Origin of the sequence: Bacteroides ihuae, assembly GCF_900104585.1 — a bacterium.
Classification (GTDB): Bacteria; Bacteroidota; Bacteroidia; order Bacteroidales; family Bacteroidaceae; genus Bacteroides; species Bacteroides ihuae.
In genome coordinates, this window is sequence record NZ_FNVX01000002.1 from 71,899 (window position 1) to 92,820 (window position 20,922).

Sequence of the window (20,922 nt, forward strand, 5' to 3'; positions counted from 1 at the left end):
ATGGAATTGAATAGATATATTAAGTCGAAAATACGTATTCTGTGTTTCAATGGCAACTGGAAATTGCTTATTGGCGCTATATTGTTGATAGCTATTTGGACTTCTTGTTCAACGACTCGCAATTTGCCTGAAGGTGAAGTGCTATATGTTGGACAAAAGAAAATGGTTGTTAAAAACGAGGCTAAGGATAGAGCCGGAGTTGAGGCTATGACCGAACTGAATGCTGCACTTGCTACTCCACCTAATTACTCTATTCTTGGTAGTTCTACCCTACGGTCTCCGTTTCCTTTTGGGTTATGGGCTTACAATGCTTTTGTAAAGAGTAAAAAGGGACTCGGTAAATGGGCTTTTAAGAGGCTTGCCACAAAGCCCGTGCTGATTTCTACTGTTAACCCCGCAATACGTGCAAAGGTGGGCACTAATTTATTGCATGATTATGGATTCTTTAATGGGAGTGTAAATTATAAAATCCTGCCGGATAAGAAGAACCCTAAAAAGGCAAGAGTACAGTATTTGGTAGATATGAAGAATCCTTACCTGATTGACACCGTTATGTACGAACGTTTCTCTACTGATTTATTGAAAACTATTCAAAGTGGACAAGAAAAGACTCTGTTGCATGTAGGGAAACAATTTAATGTTGTGAAGTTAGATGAAGAACGGACCAGATTAAGCGCACTACTCCAGAATAGAGGATATTTTTATTATAGGCCCGATTATTTCGGCTTTCTAGCTGATACTACTCTGGTGGCCGGAATGGTATCGATGAAAATTGTTCCTAAATCAGGGATCCCAAAGAATGTTTTGAAACGTTGGACTGTTGGCGATATATCGATTCATCTCTACAGCAAGGAGGGGGAAGAACCTAATGATTCAATTATCTATAAGAATTTGACTATTCACTATCGTGACAAACTGAAGGTAAGGCCTGAAGTACTTTATAGGCAGGTTCGGTTTCGCACAAATCAATCTTATTCTTATTTTAGGCAAACTCGTACGCAAGAGAGAATAACGCAATTAGGAATGTTTCGATATGTAGACATGAATTATGTCCCTCGAGATAGTACGGACGCATGTAATGTGTTGAACGTAGATATACGGACAACCTATGACTTGCCGCTTGATGGGGAATTGGATTTGAATGTTACGACAAAAAGTAATGACCAGACGGGTCCCGGTGCATCATTTAGTGTGACGAGACGGAATCTTTTTGGAGGTGGGGAGAACCTCACCTTAGGTTTGCGTGGCTCGTATGAATGGCAGACGGGTGCAAATAACACGCAAAACAGTTCGGCCTTGAATTCTTATGAAATGGGCATTTCTGCATCGTTGGCTATTCCCAAGGTGCTTTTTCCTAACTTAGGAAAGAATGATTACGACTTTCCGGCATCTACTACGTTCAATCTTTATGCTAATCAATTAAACAGAGCACGTTTTTTCAAAATGTTATCTTTTGGTGGAGACGCCACGTATGTGTTCAATCCCACAAGAGTTAGCAGGCATACTATTACACCGTTTAAATTAACTTTTAATGTGCTGAAAAACCCAACGGCTTTGTTTGACTCTATCTCTGCAGCCAATCCGGCATTGTATCAGAGTTTGGATAATCAGTTTATCCCCTCTATGAGTTATAAGTATACTTATGATAATGCTTCTCTAAAAAAGGCACACAATAAACTTTGGTGGGAGACGTCTATCACTTCGGCAGGTAATATTACTTCTTGCATTTACCGTGTCTTCGGAAAGAGTTTTAGTGAACAGAAAGATCTCTTAGGCGCTCCTTTTGCTCAATTCCTTAAGTTTACTTCTGAAGTTCGCTATACATGGAATATAGATAAGAATCAATCTATAGCTACACGTTTAGGCGGAGGAGTTATCTATTCGTATGGTAATTCTGATGTCGCTCCTTACAGTGAACAGTTTTATGTGGGAGGTGCAAATAGTATTCGTGCTTTTACCGTTCGTAGCATAGGCCCGGGAACGTATCAGCCTGCGGCAGATGAAAAATATTCTTATCTGGATCAGACCGGAGATATCAAGTTTGAAGCAAATTTGGAATATAGATTTAGAATAATGGGCGATTTACATGGTGCCATTTTCCTTGATGCCGGCAATGTGTGGTTGCTGAGAAAGGATGCCGATCGTCCAGGAGCAAAGTTTGGACTGAAAGGATTGACAGATGAAATAGCCTTGGGTACAGGAGCCGGTTTGCGATATGACCTTTCATTTTTGATTATCCGTCTAGATTGTGGGGTAGGTATTCATGTGCCTTATCAGACATCACGCAAAGGATATTATAATATTCCGAGTTTCAAAGATGGACTCGGTTGGCACCTTGCTATAGGTTATCCGTTCTAAAAATATGTATTAGTGGGAAGAAATGAACTAAAATTAGACTTTCTAAGAAACTAATTTTTGTATTTTTGCAGACAATTGGAATCTAAACAATCAATCTTTAATATAATAAGGTACATATGAAACCAACATTATTTGTGCTAGCTGCCGGCATGGGCAGTCGTTATGGGGGACTCAAACAACTTGATGGACTTGGTCCTAATGGTGAAACGATCATGGATTACTCTATCTTTGATGCTATCCGTGGAGGATTTGGTAAGGTCGTTTTTGTTATCCGTAAAGACTTTGAACAAGATTTTAGAAATAAGATTTTGAGCAAATACGAAAATCATATACCCGTAGAATTAGTGTTTCAGGCATTAGACTCTCTTCCTTCAGGCTTTGCTTGTCCGGCTGATCGGGTAAAACCTTGGGGAACCAATCATGCGGTACTCATGGGTAAAGATGTTATTCAAGAACCATTTGCTGTGATTAACGCTGACGATTTCTATGGCCGCGATAGTTTTGCTGTGCTTGGCAAAGCCTTGGCTGAGATGAATGGAAAGGTGAATGATTATTGCATGGTTGGTTATCGTGTGGGTAATACTCTTTCTGAAAGTGGTTCGGTTGCTCGTGGTGTTTGTGAAACAAATGCGGAAGGTTATCTTACTACGGTGGTGGAGCGTACTGCAATTGAACGTATAGATGGCAAAGTTTCGTTTACGGATGAAAATGCTCAATTGGTAACTATTGCAGATAACACACCGGTATCCATGAACATGTGGGGCTTTACTCCTGATTATTTTAAATATTCGGAAGATTACTTCGCCGAATTCTTAAAAGAAAATATGGGAAATCTAAAATCCGAATACTTCATTCCGCTCATGGTGAATAAGCTTATAAATGATGGTACGGCTCGTGTTAAGGTTCTTGATACAACTTCTAAATGGTTTGGTGTTACGTATGCTGAAGATCGCCAAGGAGTGGTAGATAAGATACAGTCGCTTGTTGATGCAGGGGACTATCCGGCTAAGTTATTCTGATTAAACGGAATAGGTCATGGTAGTACTTTTAAGGTATGCCTTAAAAGCTGATTACATTATTCAAAAAAGGTTCGAACTCATTGGAGTTCGAACCTTTTTTGAATAATTATTATAAAGTGCAAGATATTACTTTCAATGATAAACCTTTTGTAGAAATGAAGAATAATTATATGACTCCATTTTTTATGAGTGAAATAATAGAATCTCTGTCTTCGCAGCTTAAAACAAATTTCTTTTTTCTTGAATTTGTAATAATATAGAAGGCTTCTGAGAAATCACCAACATACGCAATATAACGACCGAATTTTATATTGAAATATACACCAATAAAACCATAAAATCCGCCACTCCCAAATAGTCTGGCTTCTGAGAGATCGGAAGTATATGTGCCAACATCATTGATATCCTTCAATGGAAATATCCGTCTCCCTATTGGTCTCATTAAGATTAAATCAGTTTCTGTAAGGGTTAAAGATAAAGGAGTGAATGCGATTGTGCATGCTGTAATAATCAGAATTATTATAAACAAGCCTATACACCAAAGTGCATCGCTCCAGTTTTGAGAGTGTTTGTAAAGTACGACAATAATTAACGCTTCAGTTAATGAAAGTATTAAGGATAAAATTATCGTTGTTATTTTGACGAACTTACTCCATTTGATTCTGTATTTAATCCCCTGCATTGTTTGATGCTTTTATCGTTTTATCTTCCCGCCTTTTCTAAATCATTGATTTGTGAGAATGGATTGTCAAATATAAAAGTATTTTTCTGTTTGTGAGTAATTACAGTTCTAAATAATATCAATAATCTGTGCAAGATGTTTGTTCTGTATTATTTATAATAGTCGTTTGGGGAGAATGAGGGCATTCTTGATATGTGATTTGGATTTAGTTATAGGGTCTGGACCAAGTGTTCCTTCGCTGCTCAGTTTAAGAATGAAATCTCTGGTAATATTGGATGGACAGCCAATCAGCCATTGGGCATAAATTGGATTCTTCTGTTGAAATAATATTCTTTACCCTTAATTCATTATCTTTGCGGCACGAAAAAAGTATAAATCAATGATTTCAATTGAAGGATTAAAAGTGGAATTTAATGCCACACCACTGTTTGACAATGTCACTTATGTTATAAATAAGAAAGATCGCATAGCCTTAGTCGGCAAAAACGGAGCGGGGAAATCGACCATGCTAAAAATCTTGGCAGGTTTGCAAAACCCCACTGCGGGAATTATTGCTGTGCCTAAAGATGTGACTATTGGGTATTTGCCTCAGGTGATGATTCTTTCGGACAATCATACGGTAATGGAAGAGGCCGAACAGGCTTTTGAACATATATTTGAATTACAAGCTAGCTTGGAACGAATGAATCAGGAGCTGGCTGATCGCACGGATTACGAATCAGAGAGCTATCATAAATTGATTGACCGGTTTACGCATGATAATGAACGCTTTCTAATGATGGGTGGAACTAATTTTCAGGCAGAGATAGAGCGGACATTAATGGGCTTGGGCTTTAATCGTGCTGATTTTAGCCGACCTACTTCAGAGTTTAGTGGTGGTTGGCGTATGCGTATAGAGTTGGCGAAGCTATTGTTGCGTAGGCCAGATGTGCTATTACTCGATGAACCGACAAATCACCTTGATATAGAATCAATCCAATGGCTTGAATCTTTTCTTTCTACCAGAGCCAATGCAGTTGTACTTGTTAGTCACGACCGTGCCTTTATAAATAATGTAACCACTCGGACTATTGAAATATCGTGTGGACAAATATACGATTATAAAGTTTGTTACGACGACTTTGTTGTGTTGCGCAAAGAACGTAGAGAGCAGCAGCAACGCTCTTATGAAAATCAGCAGAAACAAATACAAGATACTGAGGATTTTATCGAGCGTTTTCGATATAAAGCAACCAAATCAGTGCAGGTTCAGAGTCGCATAAAGCAACTGCAAAAAGTAGAACGAATAGAAATAGATGAAGAAGATAACTCTTCGTTGAGGCTTAAGTTTCCTGCGGCATCCCGATCGGGTAGTTATCCTATTATCTGCGAAGATGTGAAGAAACAGTACGGGCAGCGTGTGGTGTTTCATGATGTAAATCTTACAATAAATCGTGGTGAAAAAGTGGCTTTTGTTGGTAAGAATGGTGAAGGTAAATCTACTCTGGTAAAATGTATTATGAGCGAGATTGATTTTGAAGGCAAACTGACTATTGGGCATAATGTGCAGATCGGCTACTTTGCACAAAACCAGGCACAGATGCTTGATGAGAGTCGTACTGTATTCGATACCATTGATAATGTGGCAGTAGGTGATATCCGTACTAAAATACGAGATATTCTTGGCGCTTTTATGTTTGGAGGTGAAGCCTCGGATAAAAAAGTGAAAGTGTTGTCGGGTGGCGAACGAAGTAGATTGGCTATGATAAAACTGTTGTTACAGCCTGTCAACTTCCTTATTCTTGACGAACCGACAAACCATTTGGATATGCGTTCGAAGGATGTGCTGAAAGATGCTATTCGAGAATTTGACGGTACAGTGATATTAGTGAGCCATGATCGTGATTTCCTTGATGGTCTTGCGACTAAAGTATATGAGTTTGGCGGTGGAGTGGTCAAAGAACACTTGGGCGGCATTTATGATTTCTTGCAACGGAAAAAGATGGAAAGTCTGAACGAATTGCAAAAGGGGCCAACGTTATCTTCGTCTACCACTGCAACGGTTGCTGAACCAACTGCGACATCAGAAAACAAGCTTTCTTATGAAGCTCAAAAAGAACTTGCTAAGAAATTAAAAAAACAAGAACGACTGGTTGCCGATTGTGAAGTGGAAATAGGTCAGATAGAATCGGCCGTTGCTATTTTGGAGTCAAGAATGGCGACAACCGAAGGATCCTCTGACATGGCTCTTTACGAACAACATCAGAAATTGAAGCTACAGCTTGACCAAACAGTGGAAGAGTGGGAGAAGCGAAGTTTGGAACTAGAAGAGATGAAAACAAATTAAGAGCTGAAAGTGTTGACTATTTTAGGGATTATCTAAATGAATTATTAACTATAACGAAAACTGAGGCTTTATATGTCAGTAATAGACATTAAGGCGTAAGTGCTATTAGAAAATGAAAGCAAAAAATTATTTACCAATTATTGCATTATGCCTTATGACTACAGGATGCAGCAGCAATAAAGAAGCCACGCTAACGTCTGGCATTGACCTTGCTAACCTTGACACAACTGCCCTTCCGGGTACCAGTTTTTATCATTTTGCCAATGGCGGGTGGATGAAGAATCATCCACTTACAAAAGAATATTCACGTTTTGGCTCATTTAATATGCTCGCAGAGAATAATCGTAAGCAATTACGTGAACTAATTGAAGGGCTGGCAAAGCAAAAACATGACGTGGGTAGTGTTGCGCAGAAAATCGGAGACTTATACAATATGGCTCTTGATAGTGTAAGACTAAACAAAGATGGAATCCTGCCGATAAAAGCTGAACTAGAAAAAATTGCATCTTTAAAGGATAAAGCGGAGATATATCCGATGATTGCCGAAATGCAGAAGAAAGGAATATCTCCCTATTTTAATTTGTATGTAGGTGCCGATGATATGAATAGCTCTATGAATATGGTCCATACTTACCAAGGAGGACTTGGCATGGGTGAACGTGACTATTATTTAGAAAGCGATGCTAAAACGAAAGAAATTCGTGATAAGTACGAAGTTCATGTAGCTAAGATGTTTCAACTTGCGGGATACAATGAAGCTGCATCTCAAAAGGCAGTGAAAGCAGTTATGAATATCGAGACACGTCTGGCTAAATCATCTCGCTCTCAAGTAGAGTTGCGTGATCCACATGCGAACTATAATAAAAAGTCGATGGAAGAACTTAAGAAGGAATTTGCCCCTTTTGCTTGGGATAAATTATTGTCTACGGTTGGCTTGAATAATGTGAAAGAGCTTAGCGTCGGACAGCCGAACGCTATGAAAGAGGTGAATGAGATTATCAATTCTGTTGCTTTGGATGATCAGATCGCTTATTTACAATGGAATCTGATTAATTCTTCTGCATCATATTTGAATGATGCTTTAGCAGAACAAAATTTCGACTTTTATGGTAAAACCATGTCGGGAAAGCAAGAGCAACAACCTCGTTGGAAACGTGGTGTAAATACCATCAATGGCTCCTTGGGTGAAGCTGTGGGGCAGATGTATGTAGAGAAATATTTCCCAGCAGCTGCTAAAGAACGTATGGTGGCTTTGGTGAAGAACTTGCAAACTTCTTTGGGAGAGCGCATTAAAGGATTGAGCTGGATGAGCGATGTTACTAAGAAAAAAGCGCTTGAGAAACTTGATGCTTTTCACGTGAAAATAGGCTATCCGGACAAGTGGAAAGATTATTCTTCTCTTGAAATAAAAAATGATTCTTATTGGGCAAATATAGAAAGAGCAAACGAATGGGAACATGCTGTGATGATTGCAAAAGCAGGAAAGCCTGTTGATAAGGATGAGTGGTTGATGACCCCTCAAACTGTTAATGCTTATTATAATCCGACTACAAATGAAATTTGTTTTCCCGCAGGAATTTTGCAATATCCTTTCTTTGATATGAAAGCTGACGATGCATTTAATTATGGTGCTATTGGGGTTGTTATCGGGCATGAAATGACTCACGGATTTGATGATCAAGGACGTCAGTATGATAAAGATGGTAATTTGAAAGATTGGTGGACTGCAGCAGATGCTAAGAACTTCGAGGCTCGTAGTGCTGTGATGGCCAATTTCTTTGATAGCATTCAAGTAGCTCCGGGCGTGCATGCAAATGGCAAGTTTACTTTGGGCGAAAACATTGCAGACCATGGTGGCTTACAGGTATCCTATCAAGCATTTGAGCACATTACTGCAAGTGCTCCTCTAAAGAAGGAAAATGGATTTACACCTGAACAACGTTTCTTCTTAGCTTATGCAAATGTTTGGGCTGGTAATATCAGACCGGAAGAGATCCTTCGCTTAACTAAAATTGATCCACACTCATTAGGGCAATGGCGTGTTGATGGAGCCTTACCTCAGATTGCCGCTTGGTACGATGCATTCGGCATTACAGAGAAAGATCCTTTATTCCTTCCTGTCGAAAAACGAGTGTCTATATGGTAATATTTTAATGTGAAATATAGCTAAATGATGAAAGCGTCGGTCAGCTCCTTGTAGACCGACGCTTTTTTAGTATTAATTCACACCTTGTTTATAATGCGTGATAAAAGTTTATTTTGTAACTTTGCACGTCAAATACTTAATACGCAGTTAAATGTCTGGATTAAAGAGGATTAAAACCGCACTTGTGTCGGTTTATCATAAAGAAGGGTTAGATGAGATCATAACCAAGCTCCACGAAGATGGAGTTGAATTTCTTTCTACGGGTGGAACTCGCCAGTTTATTGAATCATTGGGATTTCCATGCAAGGCGGTAGAAGATTTAACACTGTATCCATCGATTTTGGGTGGAAGGGTAAAGACATTGCATCCTAAGATTTTTGGAGGCATTCTTTGTCGTCGTGATTTGGAACAAGATAAACAGCAGATTGAAGAATATCAAATACCTGAGATTGATCTTGTTATTGTCGATTTATATCCTTTCGAGGCTACTGTTGCTTCGGGAGCGGATGACGCCTCGGTGATTGAAAAAATTGATATTGGCGGTATCTCTCTTATTCGTGCGGCTGCTAAAAACTATAATGATGTGGTTATTGTTGCTTCTCAATTGCAATACAAACCTTTGCTAGACATGCTTGTAGAACATGGTGCTAATTCTTCTCTTGAAGAACGTCGCTGGATGGCTAAGGAAGCATTTGCGGTATCTTCTCACTATGATTCAGCTATCTTTAACTACTTTGATGAAGAGGAAGGTTCGGCTTTTCGCTGTTCTGCAAATGATCAAAAGATGCTTCGTTATGGTGAAAACCCTCATCAAAAAGGTTACTTTTATGGGGATCTTGACGCTGTCTTCGATCAAATTCATGGCAAGGAGATTTCTTATAATAACCTGCTTGACATCAATGCTGCAGTTGAATTGATAGATGAATTTGAAGATGTGACTTTTGCTGTCTTGAAACATAATAATGCATGCGGTTTGGCTTCTCGCTCTACTGTGCTAGAAGCGTGGAAAGATGCACTTGCCGGTGATCCGGTATCTGCTTATGGAGGTGTGTTGATAACCAATGCCGTGATTGATAAAGAGGCTGCTGAAGAAATTAATAAAATATTTTTTGAGGTAATTATAGCTCCGGATTATGATGTAGATGCTCTTGAAATTTTAGGGCAAAAGAAAAATCGTATTATTCTTGTTCGTAAAGAAACTAAATTGCAAAAGAAACAATTCCGTTCTTTGCTAAATGGCGTTTTAGTTCAAGAAAAAGACCTGAACATTGAAACAACTGCTGATCTGAAAACAGTGACTCATAAAGCTCCAACACAAGATGAAGTGACAGATATGCTATTCGCTAATAAAATTGTTAAGAATAGCAAGTCGAATTCAATAGTGTTGGCTAAAGGCAGACAACTTTTAGCGAGTGGAGTAGGGCAGACTTCTCGTGTAGATGCATTGAAGCAAGCTATAGATAAGGCTAAGCTATTTGGCTTTGATCTTCAAGGGGCAGTGATGGCATCTGATGCTTTCTTCCCCTTTCCTGACTGCGTGGAAATAGCCGATAAAGAAGGGATTACTGCTGTTATTCAACCTGGTGGTTCTGTGAAGGACCAATTATCATTTGATTATTGCAATGAACATGGTGTAGCAATGGTTACTACAGGTATCCGTCACTTTAAACATTAATAAACTGGAATTATTATGGGATTATTCTCTTTCACACAAGAAATTGCAATGGACCTTGGTACTGCCAATACGATCATTATCACTAATGGTAAGATTGTAGTGGATGAGCCCTCGGTAGTAGCGCTTGACCGTCGTACAGATAAGATGATTGCTGTTGGCGAAAAGGCTAAATTAATGCACGAAAAAACTCACGAAAATATACGTACTATCCGTCCGTTACGCGATGGAGTGATTGCTGACTTCTATGCTTGCGAGCAAATGATGCGTGGCTTGATAAAAATGGTAAATACGGGTAACCACTTGTTTTCACCTTCACTTCGGATGGTCATTGGTGTTCCATCAGGAAGTACTGAGGTTGAACTTCGTGCTGTCCGTGACTCTGCTGAGCATGCCGGTGGACGTGATGTTTATCTTATTTTTGAACCAATGGCGGCAGCTATAGGCATCGGTATTGATGTTGAAGCTCCTGAAGGGAATATGATTGTTGATATAGGTGGAGGTTCTACTGAAATTGCAGTAATATCTTTAGGTGGAATTGTTTCCAACAATTCTATTCGTATAGCAGGTGATGATCTGACAACTGATATACAAGAGTATATGAGCCGTCAACACAATGTGAAAGTGGGTGAGCGCATGGCTGAACGTATCAAAATTAATGTTGGTGCGGCTTTAACGGAACTAGGTGATAATGCTCCTGAAGATTATATTGTTCATGGTCCTAATAGAATCACGGCATTACCGATGGAGGTTCCTGTTTGTTATCAAGAAGTGGCTCATTGTCTTGAAAAGTCAATTTCAAAAGTTGAAACGGCTATTTTAAGTGCCTTAGAAAATACTCCTCCTGAACTGTACGCAGATATTGTGCATAATGGGATTTATCTGGCCGGAGGGGGCGCTTTGCTCCGTGGGTTAGACAAGCGCCTTACTGATAAAATCAATATCCCTTTTCATATTGCTGAAGATCCTCTTCATGCTGTGGCTAAAGGAACAGGTGTTGCGTTAAAGAATGTGGACCGTTTCTCGTTCTTGATGAGATAAGATTTTGTAACTTGTCAGTTGAAATAATTATGCCAATGTGCTGATGACTGAGGATTAATCCAGCCATTGGCACGTTGGCAGATTTGTATATTGGTTCTTGATATGTTAGAAGAATTATGCGAAATTTACTAAATTTTCTCATAAAATATAACTACTGGTTTCTCTTTGTTTTATTAGAGGCTGCTAGTTTCGTGTTGTTGTTCCGCTTTAATCACTATCAGCAAAGCGTATATTTTACTTCAGCAAATGTTGTTGCGGGTAAGGTTTATGAAGTATCTGGAGGTATCTCTTCTTATTTTAATTTGAAATCGGCGAATCAAGATTTACTAGATCGTAACATATCCTTGGAGAGGGAAGTTACGTCTTTAAGAAATGCATTGAAAGCAAATCAGGTTGATTCATTAGAGATTGGTCGCATTGGAAGTATATTGAATGACAGTGATAAGATATTTAAGGCTCATGTGATAAACAATAGTTTAAACCAGATTGATAATTATATTACTCTGGACAAAGGCTCTTCTGATGGTATTCGTCCTGACATGGGAGTTGTAGGTGGCGGTGGAGTAGTGGGTATCGTATATTTGACTTCAACAAAATATTCAGTCGTTATTTCTATTTTAAACTCTAAGTCAAGTATTAGCTGTAAAATCAAAGGTAGTGAATATTTTGGCAATTTGAAATGGGAACATGGTGATTCGAGATATGCTTATTTGAGAGATTTGCCTCGGCATGCGGAATTTAATTTAGGTGACACGATTATTACTAGTGGGTATTCTGATGTTTTTCCGGAGGGGATTATGGTTGGTACTGTAGATGATATGTCTGATTCTAATGACGGGTTATCTTATTTATTGAAAGTAAGGTTGGCTACAAACTTTGGAAGGATTGGTGATGTGAGAGTTATTTCTGCTTTAGGGCGTGAGGAACAGAGAGGATTAGAAGGAAGGAGTGTTAAGTAATGTTGACGAGTTATATCCACAAAATTTTCTGGTTTTTGGGGTTAGTACTTCTTCAAGTACTAATACTTAATAATGTTCATATCGGAGGATATGCAACACCTTTTTTATATGTTTATTTTATTCTTAAGTTTGAATCAGGTGTTTCTCGAAATGAGCTAATGTTGTGGGGCTTTTTTTTAGGCCTTGTGATTGATATCTTTTCTAATACACCAGGCATGAACACTGCTGCTGCAGTGTTATTGGCTTTTGTTCGGCCACTGTTTCTGCGTTTGTTTGCTCCACGAGATGGTTTGGAGAACACTGCGCCTTCATTCAAAAGTATGGGAAACTCTCCATTCCTTAAGTATCTGATTGCGTGTGTCTTCGTTCACCACATGGTTTTATTGACCATCGAATTCTTTTCATTCACGAGTGTGTCGGCTCTATTACTCCGAATGATTTTTAGTACGATATTGACTGTTACATGTATTATGGCTTTTGAAGGAATAAAAAAATAGGATGGCTAAAGATTACACTTTAGAAAAACGGAAATTTATTATTGGAGGCATAGCGGTAGTGTTGGTGCTAATTTATCTTTTGCGCCTTTTTGTGCTTCAGATAATGACTGATGACTATAAAAAGAATGCGGATAGTAACGCTTTTTTAAACAAAACGCAGTATCCTTCTCGTGGGGCTATCTATGATCGCAACGGGAAACTCTTAGTTTTCAATCAGCCGGCCTATGATATTACCATTGTTCCCAAAGAAATAGAACATTTGGATACACTTGATCTCTGTCAAACATTAAATATTACTCGTTCATATTTTCTAAAGAAGATGATAGACATGAAGGACAGAAGGGTAAATCCAGGGTATTCTAAGTATACACATCAACTGTTTATGACGCAGCTTTCGGTAGAAGAATGTGGCGTCTTCCAGGAAAAATTGTTTAAGTTTCCTGGTTTTTATATTCAGCGACGCACTATACGGCAATACTCATATAGTTCAGCGGCTCATGCTCTTGGTGATATTGGTGAAGTATCAATGAAAGATATCGAGGCAGATGATTATTATGTGAGAGGGGACTATATTGGAAAACAAGGCGTTGAAAAGTCGTATGAAAAATATCTTCGTGGTGAAAAAGGGGTAGAAATCCTCTTGAGAGACGCTCATGGACGTATTCAAGGCCACTATATGAATGGAGCACTTGATAAGAAGCCCGTTCCTGGCAAGGATCTTACTCTGGGCCTTGATATTGATCTCCAAATGCTTGCGGAGAAATTGATGAAAGGGAAAATGGGTAGTATTGTTGCTATCGACCCCAAGACGGGTGAAATTCTTTGTTTTGTTTCTGCACCTTCTTATGACCCTACCGTAATGGTGGGTAGACAGCGTGGTAAAAATCATCATGAACTTGAAAAGAGTTCCTTAAAACCCTTATTCAATCGTCCTCTAATGGCGGCTTATCCTCCGGGATCTACATTTAAAACGGCTCAAGGGTTAATCTTTCTTCAAGAGAAAATAGTGGATAAGGACACTCAATTCCCTTGTTATAATGGGTTCGTTATTCCCGGACTACGAGTTGGATGTCACTCGCATCCATCGCCGATCTCTTTTTCATCAGCGATCTCAACATCTTGTAATTCTTACTTCTGCTGGGGTTTATATCGCATGATTGACAATAAGAAGTTTGGTTCATCTGCTAAAGCGTTAACTGTATGGAAAGACCATATGGTATCTATGGGGTTTGGTTATAAACTTGGAGTTGATTTACCTGGTGAAAAACGAGGTTTAATACCTAATGCTGAGTTTTATGATAAAATCTACGGTCATGGCCGTTGGGGTGGATTGAGGATGATTCATACAGCGATAGGTCAGGGTGAAGTTTTATTAACTCCGGTTCAAATGGCAAACCTTGCTGCTACGATAGCAAATAGGGGGCACTTTATTACTCCACATATTGTAAAAAGGATAAAAGATAATTTGTTAGATAGTACTTACAGATACCCACGCTACACTACTATTGACTCAAAATACTACGATCTTGTTGTTGAAGGGATGAGAGGTGCAGTGGTGGGAACTCCTTATGGCGGAACTTGTCGGGGTGCAAACTTACCGGGTATCGAAATTTGCGGAAAAACAGGTACAGCTCAGAATCGAGGAAAAGATCACTCTATATTTATGGGATTTGCTCCAATGAATAACCCAAAGATAGCGTTGTCTGTCTATGTTGAGAATGCAGGATTCGGTGCAACTTGGGCAGTACCTATTGCAGCTCTGTTGATGGAGAAGTATATTAATGGTTCTGTCGCTCCGGAACGAGCTCCTCGTATTGATGAAATTAGTAACACAAATTTAATCGAATATGATATCCAGAAATAATAGTCTTTGGAAAGCAGTAGATTGGGTTACAATCGGTGTATACTTACTTCTTATTATTTGTGGATGGTTTAGTGTATGCGGTGCTAGCTATGATTATGGGGATAGAGATTTTTTTGATTTTTCTACTCGCGCAGGTAAGCAACTGGTTTGGATTGTATGTTCGTTTGGGCTAGGATTTGTTTTGCTCATGCTCGAAGATAAATTATTTGATATGTTTTCATACTTTATATATATAGGTATGATACTCTTATTGGTTGTAACTATCTTCATTGCTCCCGATGTGAAAGGTTCTAGATCGTGGCTTCAGCTTGGACCTGTAAGTCTGCAACCTGCAGAATTTGCTAAATTTGCGACTGCTTTGGCTCTGGCCAAATTCATGAACTCCTATTCATTTAACATGAATAGAGGTAAGTTTGCTGTAGGTTTAGTGTCAATTATATTACTTCCTATGGGGTTAATTATACTTCAAAAGGAAACTGGATCTGCATTGGTCTACCTTGCTTTCTTCTTTGTGTTATATCGTGAAGGAATGCCGGGTGTTGTTCTGTTTTCAGGTGTATGCGCTGTTGTTTATTTTATTGTGGGAATACGTTTTGATCAACAATATGTAGGAAATACTCCTACTCCCATAGGAGAGTTTTCCGTCTTGTCGATGGTATTGCTTTTTGCAGGGAGTATGGTGTGGATTTATCTGAAAAAATGGGCTCCAGCTCGGAATATCATTGGTGGAAGTTTGATTGTGATACTTCTATCTTTTTTCATATCCAATTATCTCATACCTTTTAATTTGCTTTGGGTTCAGTGGGGATTGTGTGCAATTGTTGTTGGCTATTTAGTCTTCTTGTCCTTAAGCCAACGTCAACGATCTTATCTTTTTATAGCTCTATTTGCGTTGGGATCTATTGGCTTTTTGTATTCGAGTGATTATGTCTTTGATAATGTGCTTGAAACTCATCAGCAAATACGTATAAAAGTAGTTTTAGGAATGGAAGAAGACTTGGCTGGTGCAGGCTATAATGTCAATCAATCGAAGATCGCTATCGGATCGGGGGGGCTTACCGGCAAAGGATTTCTTAATGGCACTCAAACTAAATTAAAATATGTACCTGAACAAGATACTGACTTTATATTTTGTACAATAGGTGAAGAACAAGGCTTTCTGGGTTCATCCTTTGTTTTATTGTTGTTTTTGATCTTAATATTGAGACTAATCAGCTTGTCTGAGAGGCAGCATTCCACTTTTGGAAGGGTTTATGGCTATTCAGTGGTTAGTGTATTCCTATTTCATTTATTTATAAATATAGGGATGGTATTGGGACTTACTCCTGTTATTGGTATTCCGCTGCCCTTTTTTAGCTATGGAGGTTCTTCTTTATGGGGATTTACTCTTTTACTGTTCATCTTTATAAGGATTGATGCCGGACGAAGCCACAGATAAGATTATTTTTCTACTAGTACTCCTACATCGTTGATCCCTAATAGTGCATTATCTTTCATTTCGTGAGAAATTCGAACGGAGTATTTTCCGGGATGAACAACCAGTACAGTTCCAATAAGGAGAGATGTTTGATATAGATTTCCCCAACCCTTTCCTAACCATTTCCCTTCATTGTCAGCAAGAGAGAGTTCTAGCGTATCCGTTTTCCATGTTGTAGAATCTTGTAAATTATGGCTGATAGAGAGAAAAGTATTTTTGTAAGGATAGTTGCTTAGGTTACGTACTTCTGCTGATAGATGCACATATGTCATTGAGTCTTTTATCTCAATATTGAAGGACAGTGTATCCTTCTTTTGCCAACCAGTTTCTGGTATATGCAGGAAAGAATGATACACTGTCTTATTATCACAACTAGTAAAGAATAACAAGAGTGCTATAATATAGAGGTTATTCTTGATTAGGTTTCTCATTTTTGTTAGGCCTTTCTCGGCGTTCATTATTGTCTATATTCCGTGATTGCTGATCGCGATTGCTGTTTCTTTGAGGTCTGTCGTTATGGCGGGGACGTTGCCGCTCATCGCTAGACTGCGGCTGGCTACCTGTCTGAGCCTGTGGACTGGTAGATCTTTCGCTAATATTGATTTGTGGGCGGCTTATTTTTTTCTTCTTTTTGTTATGAGGCCCATTGTTACTTGGAATCTCATTTATGCCATTTCCGCGGCGTTTATCAAAGCGGGTAAGGCTTTCTTGATCCAATAGATCAATCGATTTCTTTGGCTCAACTTTCTCTTCCACTTCAGCTAGAGTATCGGGCTTTATTCCTTTACGGTTGAGACCAATAATATCGAATGCTCGTGTAGCGGTAATTGTAACGAGATTAGCTGGGAAATTTCTATCGGTTGAATAAGTTATATGATTAGTCAAAATGTCGGCTTTAAAGAAATAGAAACTTCCGTCTTTGATTTCCAACTCGATCTCTCTTGATGGTAGGCGTTTTTGAGCTTCTACATAGGAATCTACTTCGTAGTTTAGGCAGCATTTTAACTTAGCGCATTGCCCTGCTAATTTTTGTGGGTTGAGCGAAATATCCTGATGTCTTGCGGCACTAGTTGATACAGATACAAAGGTCGTCATCCAAGTGGCACAACAAAGTTCTCGTCCACAAGGTCCTATCCCCCCAATTCGTCCAGCCTCTTGCCGAGCACCTATTTGTTTCATTTCAATACGGACTCTGAAAGCTTCAGCAAGCACTTTAATTAGCTGACGAAAATCTACGCGCTCATCTGCAATGTAGTAAAAGATCGCTTTGTTGCCATCTCCTTGGTATTCCACATCACCAATCTTCATATTGAGCTCCAGATTGGCTGCTATTTGTCGAGCGCGAATCATCGTCGCGTGCTCTTTTGCTTTTGCTTCATTGTATTTATCCATATCTACCGTTTTGGCTTTACGATAAATACGTTTTACTTCAGCTTCAGGTTTATAATTGGCTTTGCTCATTTGCAAAGGAACGAGACGGCCCGTGAGTGTTACAACACCAATATCATGTCCGGGTGAGGATTCCACTGCAACTACATCCCCTTTTTCAAGTTTGATTTTATTGCTGTTTTTGTAGTATCCTTTACGGGTGTTTTTGAATTGTATTTCTACCATGTCGCTTTCCTCGGCATTGTTCGGAATGTCCGCTAGCCAGTCGTAAGTATTGAGCTTTTTATCTTGTCGGGAGCAACCTTTGCAACAAAGTTTTCCGCTTCCGTTTTGTTGTTTATATTCCATTGTTTTCTTTTTTTTAGTTATAACAGCTTTTTCTTCTTGCTTCTTCAATAATGAATTCCTTTACTTATTGCTTTAGTAGAACAATCATTTTCAGCGAGAAATCAAAAAAAACCATTTTAGCATTCACGTTTTGTTCTATATGCTGTTGAGCTATGCTCAATTCGTTCATTATACCTATTATATTTCTTTCGTTGACGAAAGGAGAGAATCTGCTGGCGAAATTTTCTTCGTTTGCAGTCATATACGTGAGTTCTTTTTGTTTTAGATTAAAGATGAAGTTTTCTCTAATCATTAGTTGGCAATATTCTAAGAGATTTCTCTGTTTCTCTCTACCCATTGCTGCAACTTGCTCACTCCACAATTTCATCTCTCTGATCTTTCTCTGATAGGAAAGCCTCATGAGACTAACGAACAGGTCGAAGAATAATTGTTTTTCTTCATCTAAATGTATTGCTTCAAGTGCTTTTATGAAATTACCGCTGGCTGTATGAGCTATAGAATAACTGTCTAATTCTTGTATTCCATATTTTTGCTGTAGTGTATTTGCAATACACTCAGCATCTATTTTGGGGATGTTTAAGCGTTGGGTACGGCTTAATATTGTTGGTAATATCATTTCCGAATTTTCAGAAACTAGCAGAAAAATTGTTTTCTCAGGTGGCTCTTCTAGCAATTTTAGAAGTTTGTTGGCACATACCTGGTGCATTCTCTCGGGAAGCCAAATAATGGATATCTTAAATCCACCTTCGCTTGATTTCAAACTAAGTTTTCGAAGAATCTCATCACTCTCTTTTGCATAAATCAGTGCTTGAGAATTTTCTGCTTGTATCTCATTTAGCCAATGATTCAGATTAAAGTAGGGTGAGTTAATCACAAACCGTCGCCATTCTGCTATATAATCATCGCAAACTTCTTTTTTCGTTTTGGCATTTTTTATAATAGGAAACATGAAATGTAAGTCAGGATGCACCAATTTGTTGAATTTGACACATGATGGACAAACGCCACAAGCATCCTCGGACCCGCGATTGTTGCAGCTGATGTAGCGGGCATACGCCAATGCCAGAGGTAATTTTCCCACTCCTTCGGCTCCGCAAATAATTTGCGCATGCGGGATGCGTCCTTCATTTACTTCCTGAATGAGTCTCTTCTTGGCTATATCTTGTCCAATGACATCCCTGAAAAACATAACTTAATATATTGTTTTAGCAACTTCTTTAATACTGTCTACGGCAGATATCGTATAAAAATGAATGCTGGGTACTCCATAATTCATTAATTCTTTGCACTGTGCTATGCACCATTCTATACCGACCTGTTGTACTTGCTCGTCGTTTTTACATTTAAGCACTTCTTGTGTTAATGCTTCGGGTAAGTCTACTTTGAAAGTTTTTGGGATCATGCTTAGTTGCGCTGTTTTTTTGAATGGTTTGATACCCGGAATGATGGGTACGCTAATCCCCGCTTTACGTGCCTTATCTACAAAGGAAAAATACTTTGTATTGTCGTAGAATAACTGTGTTACAGCATATTCGGCGCCTGCTTCTACTTTTTTCTTCAGCCAATAGATATCTGAATCTATGTTTGGCGACTCTTCGTGTTTTTCGGGGTAGCATGCCACTCCATAAGAGAAGGAGGTGCCAACGGTTTTTATTTTAGAACCATCAATAAAAATTCCATTATTGAATTTATTGATTTGTTCTTGTAAATCAATAGCATGAAAATACCCGTTTCCTTCTGGTGTGAACACCGACTCGTGTTTGGCTTTATCTCCCCTAAGTACCAATAAATCAGTGATACCCAAAAATTGTAGGTCGAGTAGAACGTACTCTGTCTCTTCTCGGGTAAACCCGCTACATAATATATGGGGTACTGCTCTGATATTATATTTATTTTGGATGGCGGCTGCTACGGCAACAGTTCCTGGTCTTCTACGTAACTGGTCTCTCTGGAATAGACCATTTCCTAAATCTTTATATGTATATTCACTGCGATGAGTTGTTATATTGATATATTTAGGGTCATATTCACGTAAAGTATCTATTGTGTTATATAACTTTTCAATCCCCGTTCCCTTAAGAGGAGGAAGTATTTCGAAAGAAAAAGCTGTTTTTTTGTTGGCGTTTATTAAATCAATTACTTTCATTGTTCATCTTTTCTCGATTTTATTTCTTTATCGAAATGTATATTGTGACAAAAGTATAAAAAAAAGCCGATAAATCATTTATCCTTTTTCTTTTTCTATAGTGCCACTGCGCTTTATGGTCATCATTAAATAGGAGTTTTAAAAGGTCTCATGATAGGCATAATTAAAGATACTTTTCTCTTTTTACGTTTATGGTATCTTCTTTTATCTTTTATTTTGCTCTCTTCGATATCTTACCGTGTTACTTCTTTACGTTAATCCGTTAAGCTTTGGCAGCCTTTTCATTAAGTTCATTCATCAGAGCCTTTCTTGATATTAAGAATAGATGTGATGGCAATAACTTATAATGTAATGTGCGTTTAGATGTATAGCTATGCTCTATAAGATGTTCTGCGATTCTCACTTAATCGATTCAGCTCTTTTCTCTCTTCCCATGCTGAAAAAAGACGTTCCACTCTCGCGTCTCTCACGAAATGCTCTGAAACACATTGCGGAGAGTCTTTCTCTGTGTGTGATATATAAAATGTCTACCACGTTTTTTCCTGTATTGCTATCACTTTCGGGTATTTACTATCACGTTTCGGTCTTATCTTACTTGATTTTTCCTCTTTTCCTTTGTTTCATCTTATATATAGCTGGTCTAAAACATCAAAGAGCCCTCCTTTGCCACCACTTACCCACTAGAAAGAGAAGCTAACCTTCTGGTGGCCTTTCCGCTTGCATGCTTATTTTCTCTTTGTATATAACGATTTCGTTTCCTAGTGATGAAACTGTAGTTTCCTCGTGATATACCAACTGTTTTATCACTAGAAAACCAATCGTTTTCATTCATTGATACTCTTTGTTTTCTAGTATGTAAACCAAAAGTTTTATAGTACCTGAATCTTCTGAACTTGTCCTTCCCTGCTTTATTTTACCAACTTCCTACTATCTATCTATAGTATAGAATAGAAATCTTATGGGATAATCCCTCTGCTTCATCCTTTCTCTTGATAACT

15 protein-coding genes are annotated in these 20,922 nt (G+C 38.6%); 10 read left to right on the forward strand and 5 right to left on the reverse strand.

Annotated elements, in window-relative coordinates:
* On the forward strand, positions 1 to 2,358 hold the full coding sequence (gene tamL / locus BQ5338_RS00325; RefSeq protein WP_071144839.1) for a translocation and assembly module lipoprotein TamL: 2,358 nt from the start codon (positions 1 to 3) through the stop codon (positions 2,356 to 2,358).
* A gap of 116 nt (positions 2,359 to 2,474) precedes the next feature.
* Positions 2,475 to 3,377 (forward strand): glycosyltransferase family protein, encoded by a 903-nt coding sequence (locus BQ5338_RS00330; RefSeq protein WP_071144840.1) that lies wholly within the window; start codon positions 2,475 to 2,477, stop codon positions 3,375 to 3,377.
* 166 nt (positions 3,378 to 3,543) lie between these two features.
* Here BQ5338_RS00330 and BQ5338_RS16430 read toward each other — a convergent pair whose 3' ends face one another.
* The gene (locus tag BQ5338_RS16430) at positions 3,544 to 4,059 is read right to left on the reverse strand and encodes a PH domain-containing protein (RefSeq protein ID WP_078063336.1); all 516 of its coding nucleotides are present in this window, start codon (positions 4,057 to 4,059) and stop codon (positions 3,544 to 3,546) included.
* A 379-nt stretch (positions 4,060 to 4,438) separates the two neighbouring features.
* On the opposite strand from BQ5338_RS16430, the gene BQ5338_RS00340 reads away from it, so the two are divergent.
* The 8 genes from BQ5338_RS00340 to rodA all read left to right on the forward strand — a co-directional run bounded on the left by BQ5338_RS00340 (position 4,439) and on the right by rodA (position 16,002).
* On the forward strand, positions 4,439 to 6,385 hold the full coding sequence (locus BQ5338_RS00340) for an ABC-F family ATP-binding cassette domain-containing protein (protein WP_071144842.1): 1,947 nt from the start codon (positions 4,439 to 4,441) through the stop codon (positions 6,383 to 6,385).
* A 112-nt stretch (positions 6,386 to 6,497) separates the two neighbouring features.
* Positions 6,498 to 8,531, forward strand: a complete 2,034-nt coding sequence (locus BQ5338_RS00345; protein WP_071144843.1) for a M13 family metallopeptidase — start codon at positions 6,498 to 6,500, stop codon at positions 8,529 to 8,531.
* 151 nt (positions 8,532 to 8,682) lie between these two features.
* Entirely contained in the window at positions 8,683 to 10,206 is a 1,524-nt protein-coding gene (gene purH / locus BQ5338_RS00350; protein WP_071144844.1) for a bifunctional phosphoribosylaminoimidazolecarboxamide formyltransferase/IMP cyclohydrolase, read from the forward strand.
* 15 nt (positions 10,207 to 10,221) lie between these two features.
* The gene (locus tag BQ5338_RS00355; protein WP_071144845.1) at positions 10,222 to 11,244 is read left to right on the forward strand and encodes a rod shape-determining protein; all 1,023 of its coding nucleotides are present in this window, start codon (positions 10,222 to 10,224) and stop codon (positions 11,242 to 11,244) included.
* A gap of 116 nt (positions 11,245 to 11,360) precedes the next feature.
* Positions 11,361 to 12,203, forward strand: a complete 843-nt coding sequence (gene mreC / locus BQ5338_RS00360) for a rod shape-determining protein MreC (RefSeq protein ID WP_071144846.1) — start codon at positions 11,361 to 11,363, stop codon at positions 12,201 to 12,203.
* The gene (mreD, locus tag BQ5338_RS00365) at positions 12,203 to 12,700 is read left to right on the forward strand and encodes a rod shape-determining protein MreD (protein WP_071144847.1); all 498 of its coding nucleotides are present in this window, start codon (positions 12,203 to 12,205) and stop codon (positions 12,698 to 12,700) included. Before mreC ends, mreD begins: the two co-directional genes overlap by 1 nt.
* 1 nt (position 12,701) lies before the next feature.
* The gene (mrdA, locus tag BQ5338_RS00370; RefSeq protein ID WP_071144848.1) at positions 12,702 to 14,564 is read left to right on the forward strand and encodes a penicillin-binding protein 2; all 1,863 of its coding nucleotides are present in this window, start codon (positions 12,702 to 12,704) and stop codon (positions 14,562 to 14,564) included.
* Entirely contained in the window at positions 14,548 to 16,002 is a 1,455-nt protein-coding gene (gene rodA, locus BQ5338_RS00375) for a rod shape-determining protein RodA (RefSeq protein WP_071144849.1), read from the forward strand. The genes mrdA and rodA overlap by 17 nt, the downstream gene beginning before the upstream one ends.
* Positions 16,003 to 16,004: 2 nt before the next feature.
* On the opposite strand, the gene gldH is transcribed toward rodA, so the two are convergent.
* The 4 genes from gldH to metF form a co-directional block, all read right to left on the reverse strand.
* Positions 16,005 to 16,472, reverse strand: coding sequence for a gliding motility lipoprotein GldH (gene gldH, locus BQ5338_RS00380; protein WP_071144850.1), 468 nt, complete (start codon positions 16,470 to 16,472; stop codon positions 16,005 to 16,007).
* Positions 16,450 to 17,778, reverse strand: a complete 1,329-nt coding sequence (gene ricT / locus BQ5338_RS00385; RefSeq protein ID WP_071144861.1) for a PSP1 domain-containing protein — start codon at positions 17,776 to 17,778, stop codon at positions 16,450 to 16,452. The genes gldH and ricT overlap by 23 nt, the downstream gene beginning before the upstream one ends.
* A gap of 64 nt (positions 17,779 to 17,842) precedes the next feature.
* The gene (locus BQ5338_RS00390; RefSeq protein ID WP_071144851.1) at positions 17,843 to 18,967 is read right to left on the reverse strand and encodes a DNA polymerase III subunit; all 1,125 of its coding nucleotides are present in this window, start codon (positions 18,965 to 18,967) and stop codon (positions 17,843 to 17,845) included.
* A 3-nt stretch (positions 18,968 to 18,970) separates the two neighbouring features.
* Positions 18,971 to 19,924 (reverse strand): methylenetetrahydrofolate reductase [NAD(P)H], encoded by a 954-nt coding sequence (metF, locus tag BQ5338_RS00395; RefSeq protein ID WP_071144852.1) that lies wholly within the window; start codon positions 19,922 to 19,924, stop codon positions 18,971 to 18,973.
* Positions 19,925 to 20,922: the final 998 nt, after the last annotated feature.

What these genes read in the sequence shown, in the direction of transcription:
- purH (WP_071144844.1), top strand. Translation starts at nt 8,683, where the DNA reads ATGTCTGGATTAAAGAGGATTAAAACCGCACTTGTGTCGGTTTATCAT.
- BQ5338_RS00355 (WP_071144845.1), top strand. Translation starts at nt 10,222, where the DNA reads ATGGGATTATTCTCTTTCACACAAGAAATTGCAATGGACCTTGGTACT.
- BQ5338_RS16430 (WP_078063336.1), bottom strand. Translation starts at nt 4,059, where the DNA reads ATGCAGGGGATTAAATACAGAATCAAATGGAGTAAGTTCGTCAAAATA.
- rodA (WP_071144849.1), top strand. Translation starts at nt 14,548, where the DNA reads ATGATATCCAGAAATAATAGTCTTTGGAAAGCAGTAGATTGGGTTACA.
- mreD (WP_071144847.1), top strand. Translation starts at nt 12,203, where the DNA reads ATGTTGACGAGTTATATCCACAAAATTTTCTGGTTTTTGGGGTTAGTA.
- mreC (WP_071144846.1), top strand. Translation starts at nt 11,361, where the DNA reads ATGCGAAATTTACTAAATTTTCTCATAAAATATAACTACTGGTTTCTC.
- BQ5338_RS00340 (WP_071144842.1), top strand. Translation starts at nt 4,439, where the DNA reads ATGATTTCAATTGAAGGATTAAAAGTGGAATTTAATGCCACACCACTG.
- mrdA (WP_071144848.1), top strand. Translation starts at nt 12,702, where the DNA reads ATGGCTAAAGATTACACTTTAGAAAAACGGAAATTTATTATTGGAGGC.
- BQ5338_RS00330 (WP_071144840.1), top strand. Translation starts at nt 2,475, where the DNA reads ATGAAACCAACATTATTTGTGCTAGCTGCCGGCATGGGCAGTCGTTAT.
- BQ5338_RS00345 (WP_071144843.1), top strand. Translation starts at nt 6,498, where the DNA reads ATGAAAGCAAAAAATTATTTACCAATTATTGCATTATGCCTTATGACT.
- metF (WP_071144852.1), bottom strand. Translation starts at nt 19,924, where the DNA reads ATGAAAGTAATTGATTTAATAAACGCCAACAAAAAAACAGCTTTTTCT.
- ricT (WP_071144861.1), bottom strand. Translation starts at nt 17,778, where the DNA reads ATGGAATATAAACAACAAAACGGAAGCGGAAAACTTTGTTGCAAAGGT.
- tamL (WP_071144839.1), top strand. Translation starts at nt 1, where the DNA reads ATGGAATTGAATAGATATATTAAGTCGAAAATACGTATTCTGTGTTTC.
- gldH (WP_071144850.1), bottom strand. Translation starts at nt 16,472, where the DNA reads ATGAGAAACCTAATCAAGAATAACCTCTATATTATAGCACTCTTGTTA.
- BQ5338_RS00390 (WP_071144851.1), bottom strand. Translation starts at nt 18,967, where the DNA reads ATGTTTTTCAGGGATGTCATTGGACAAGATATAGCCAAGAAGAGACTC.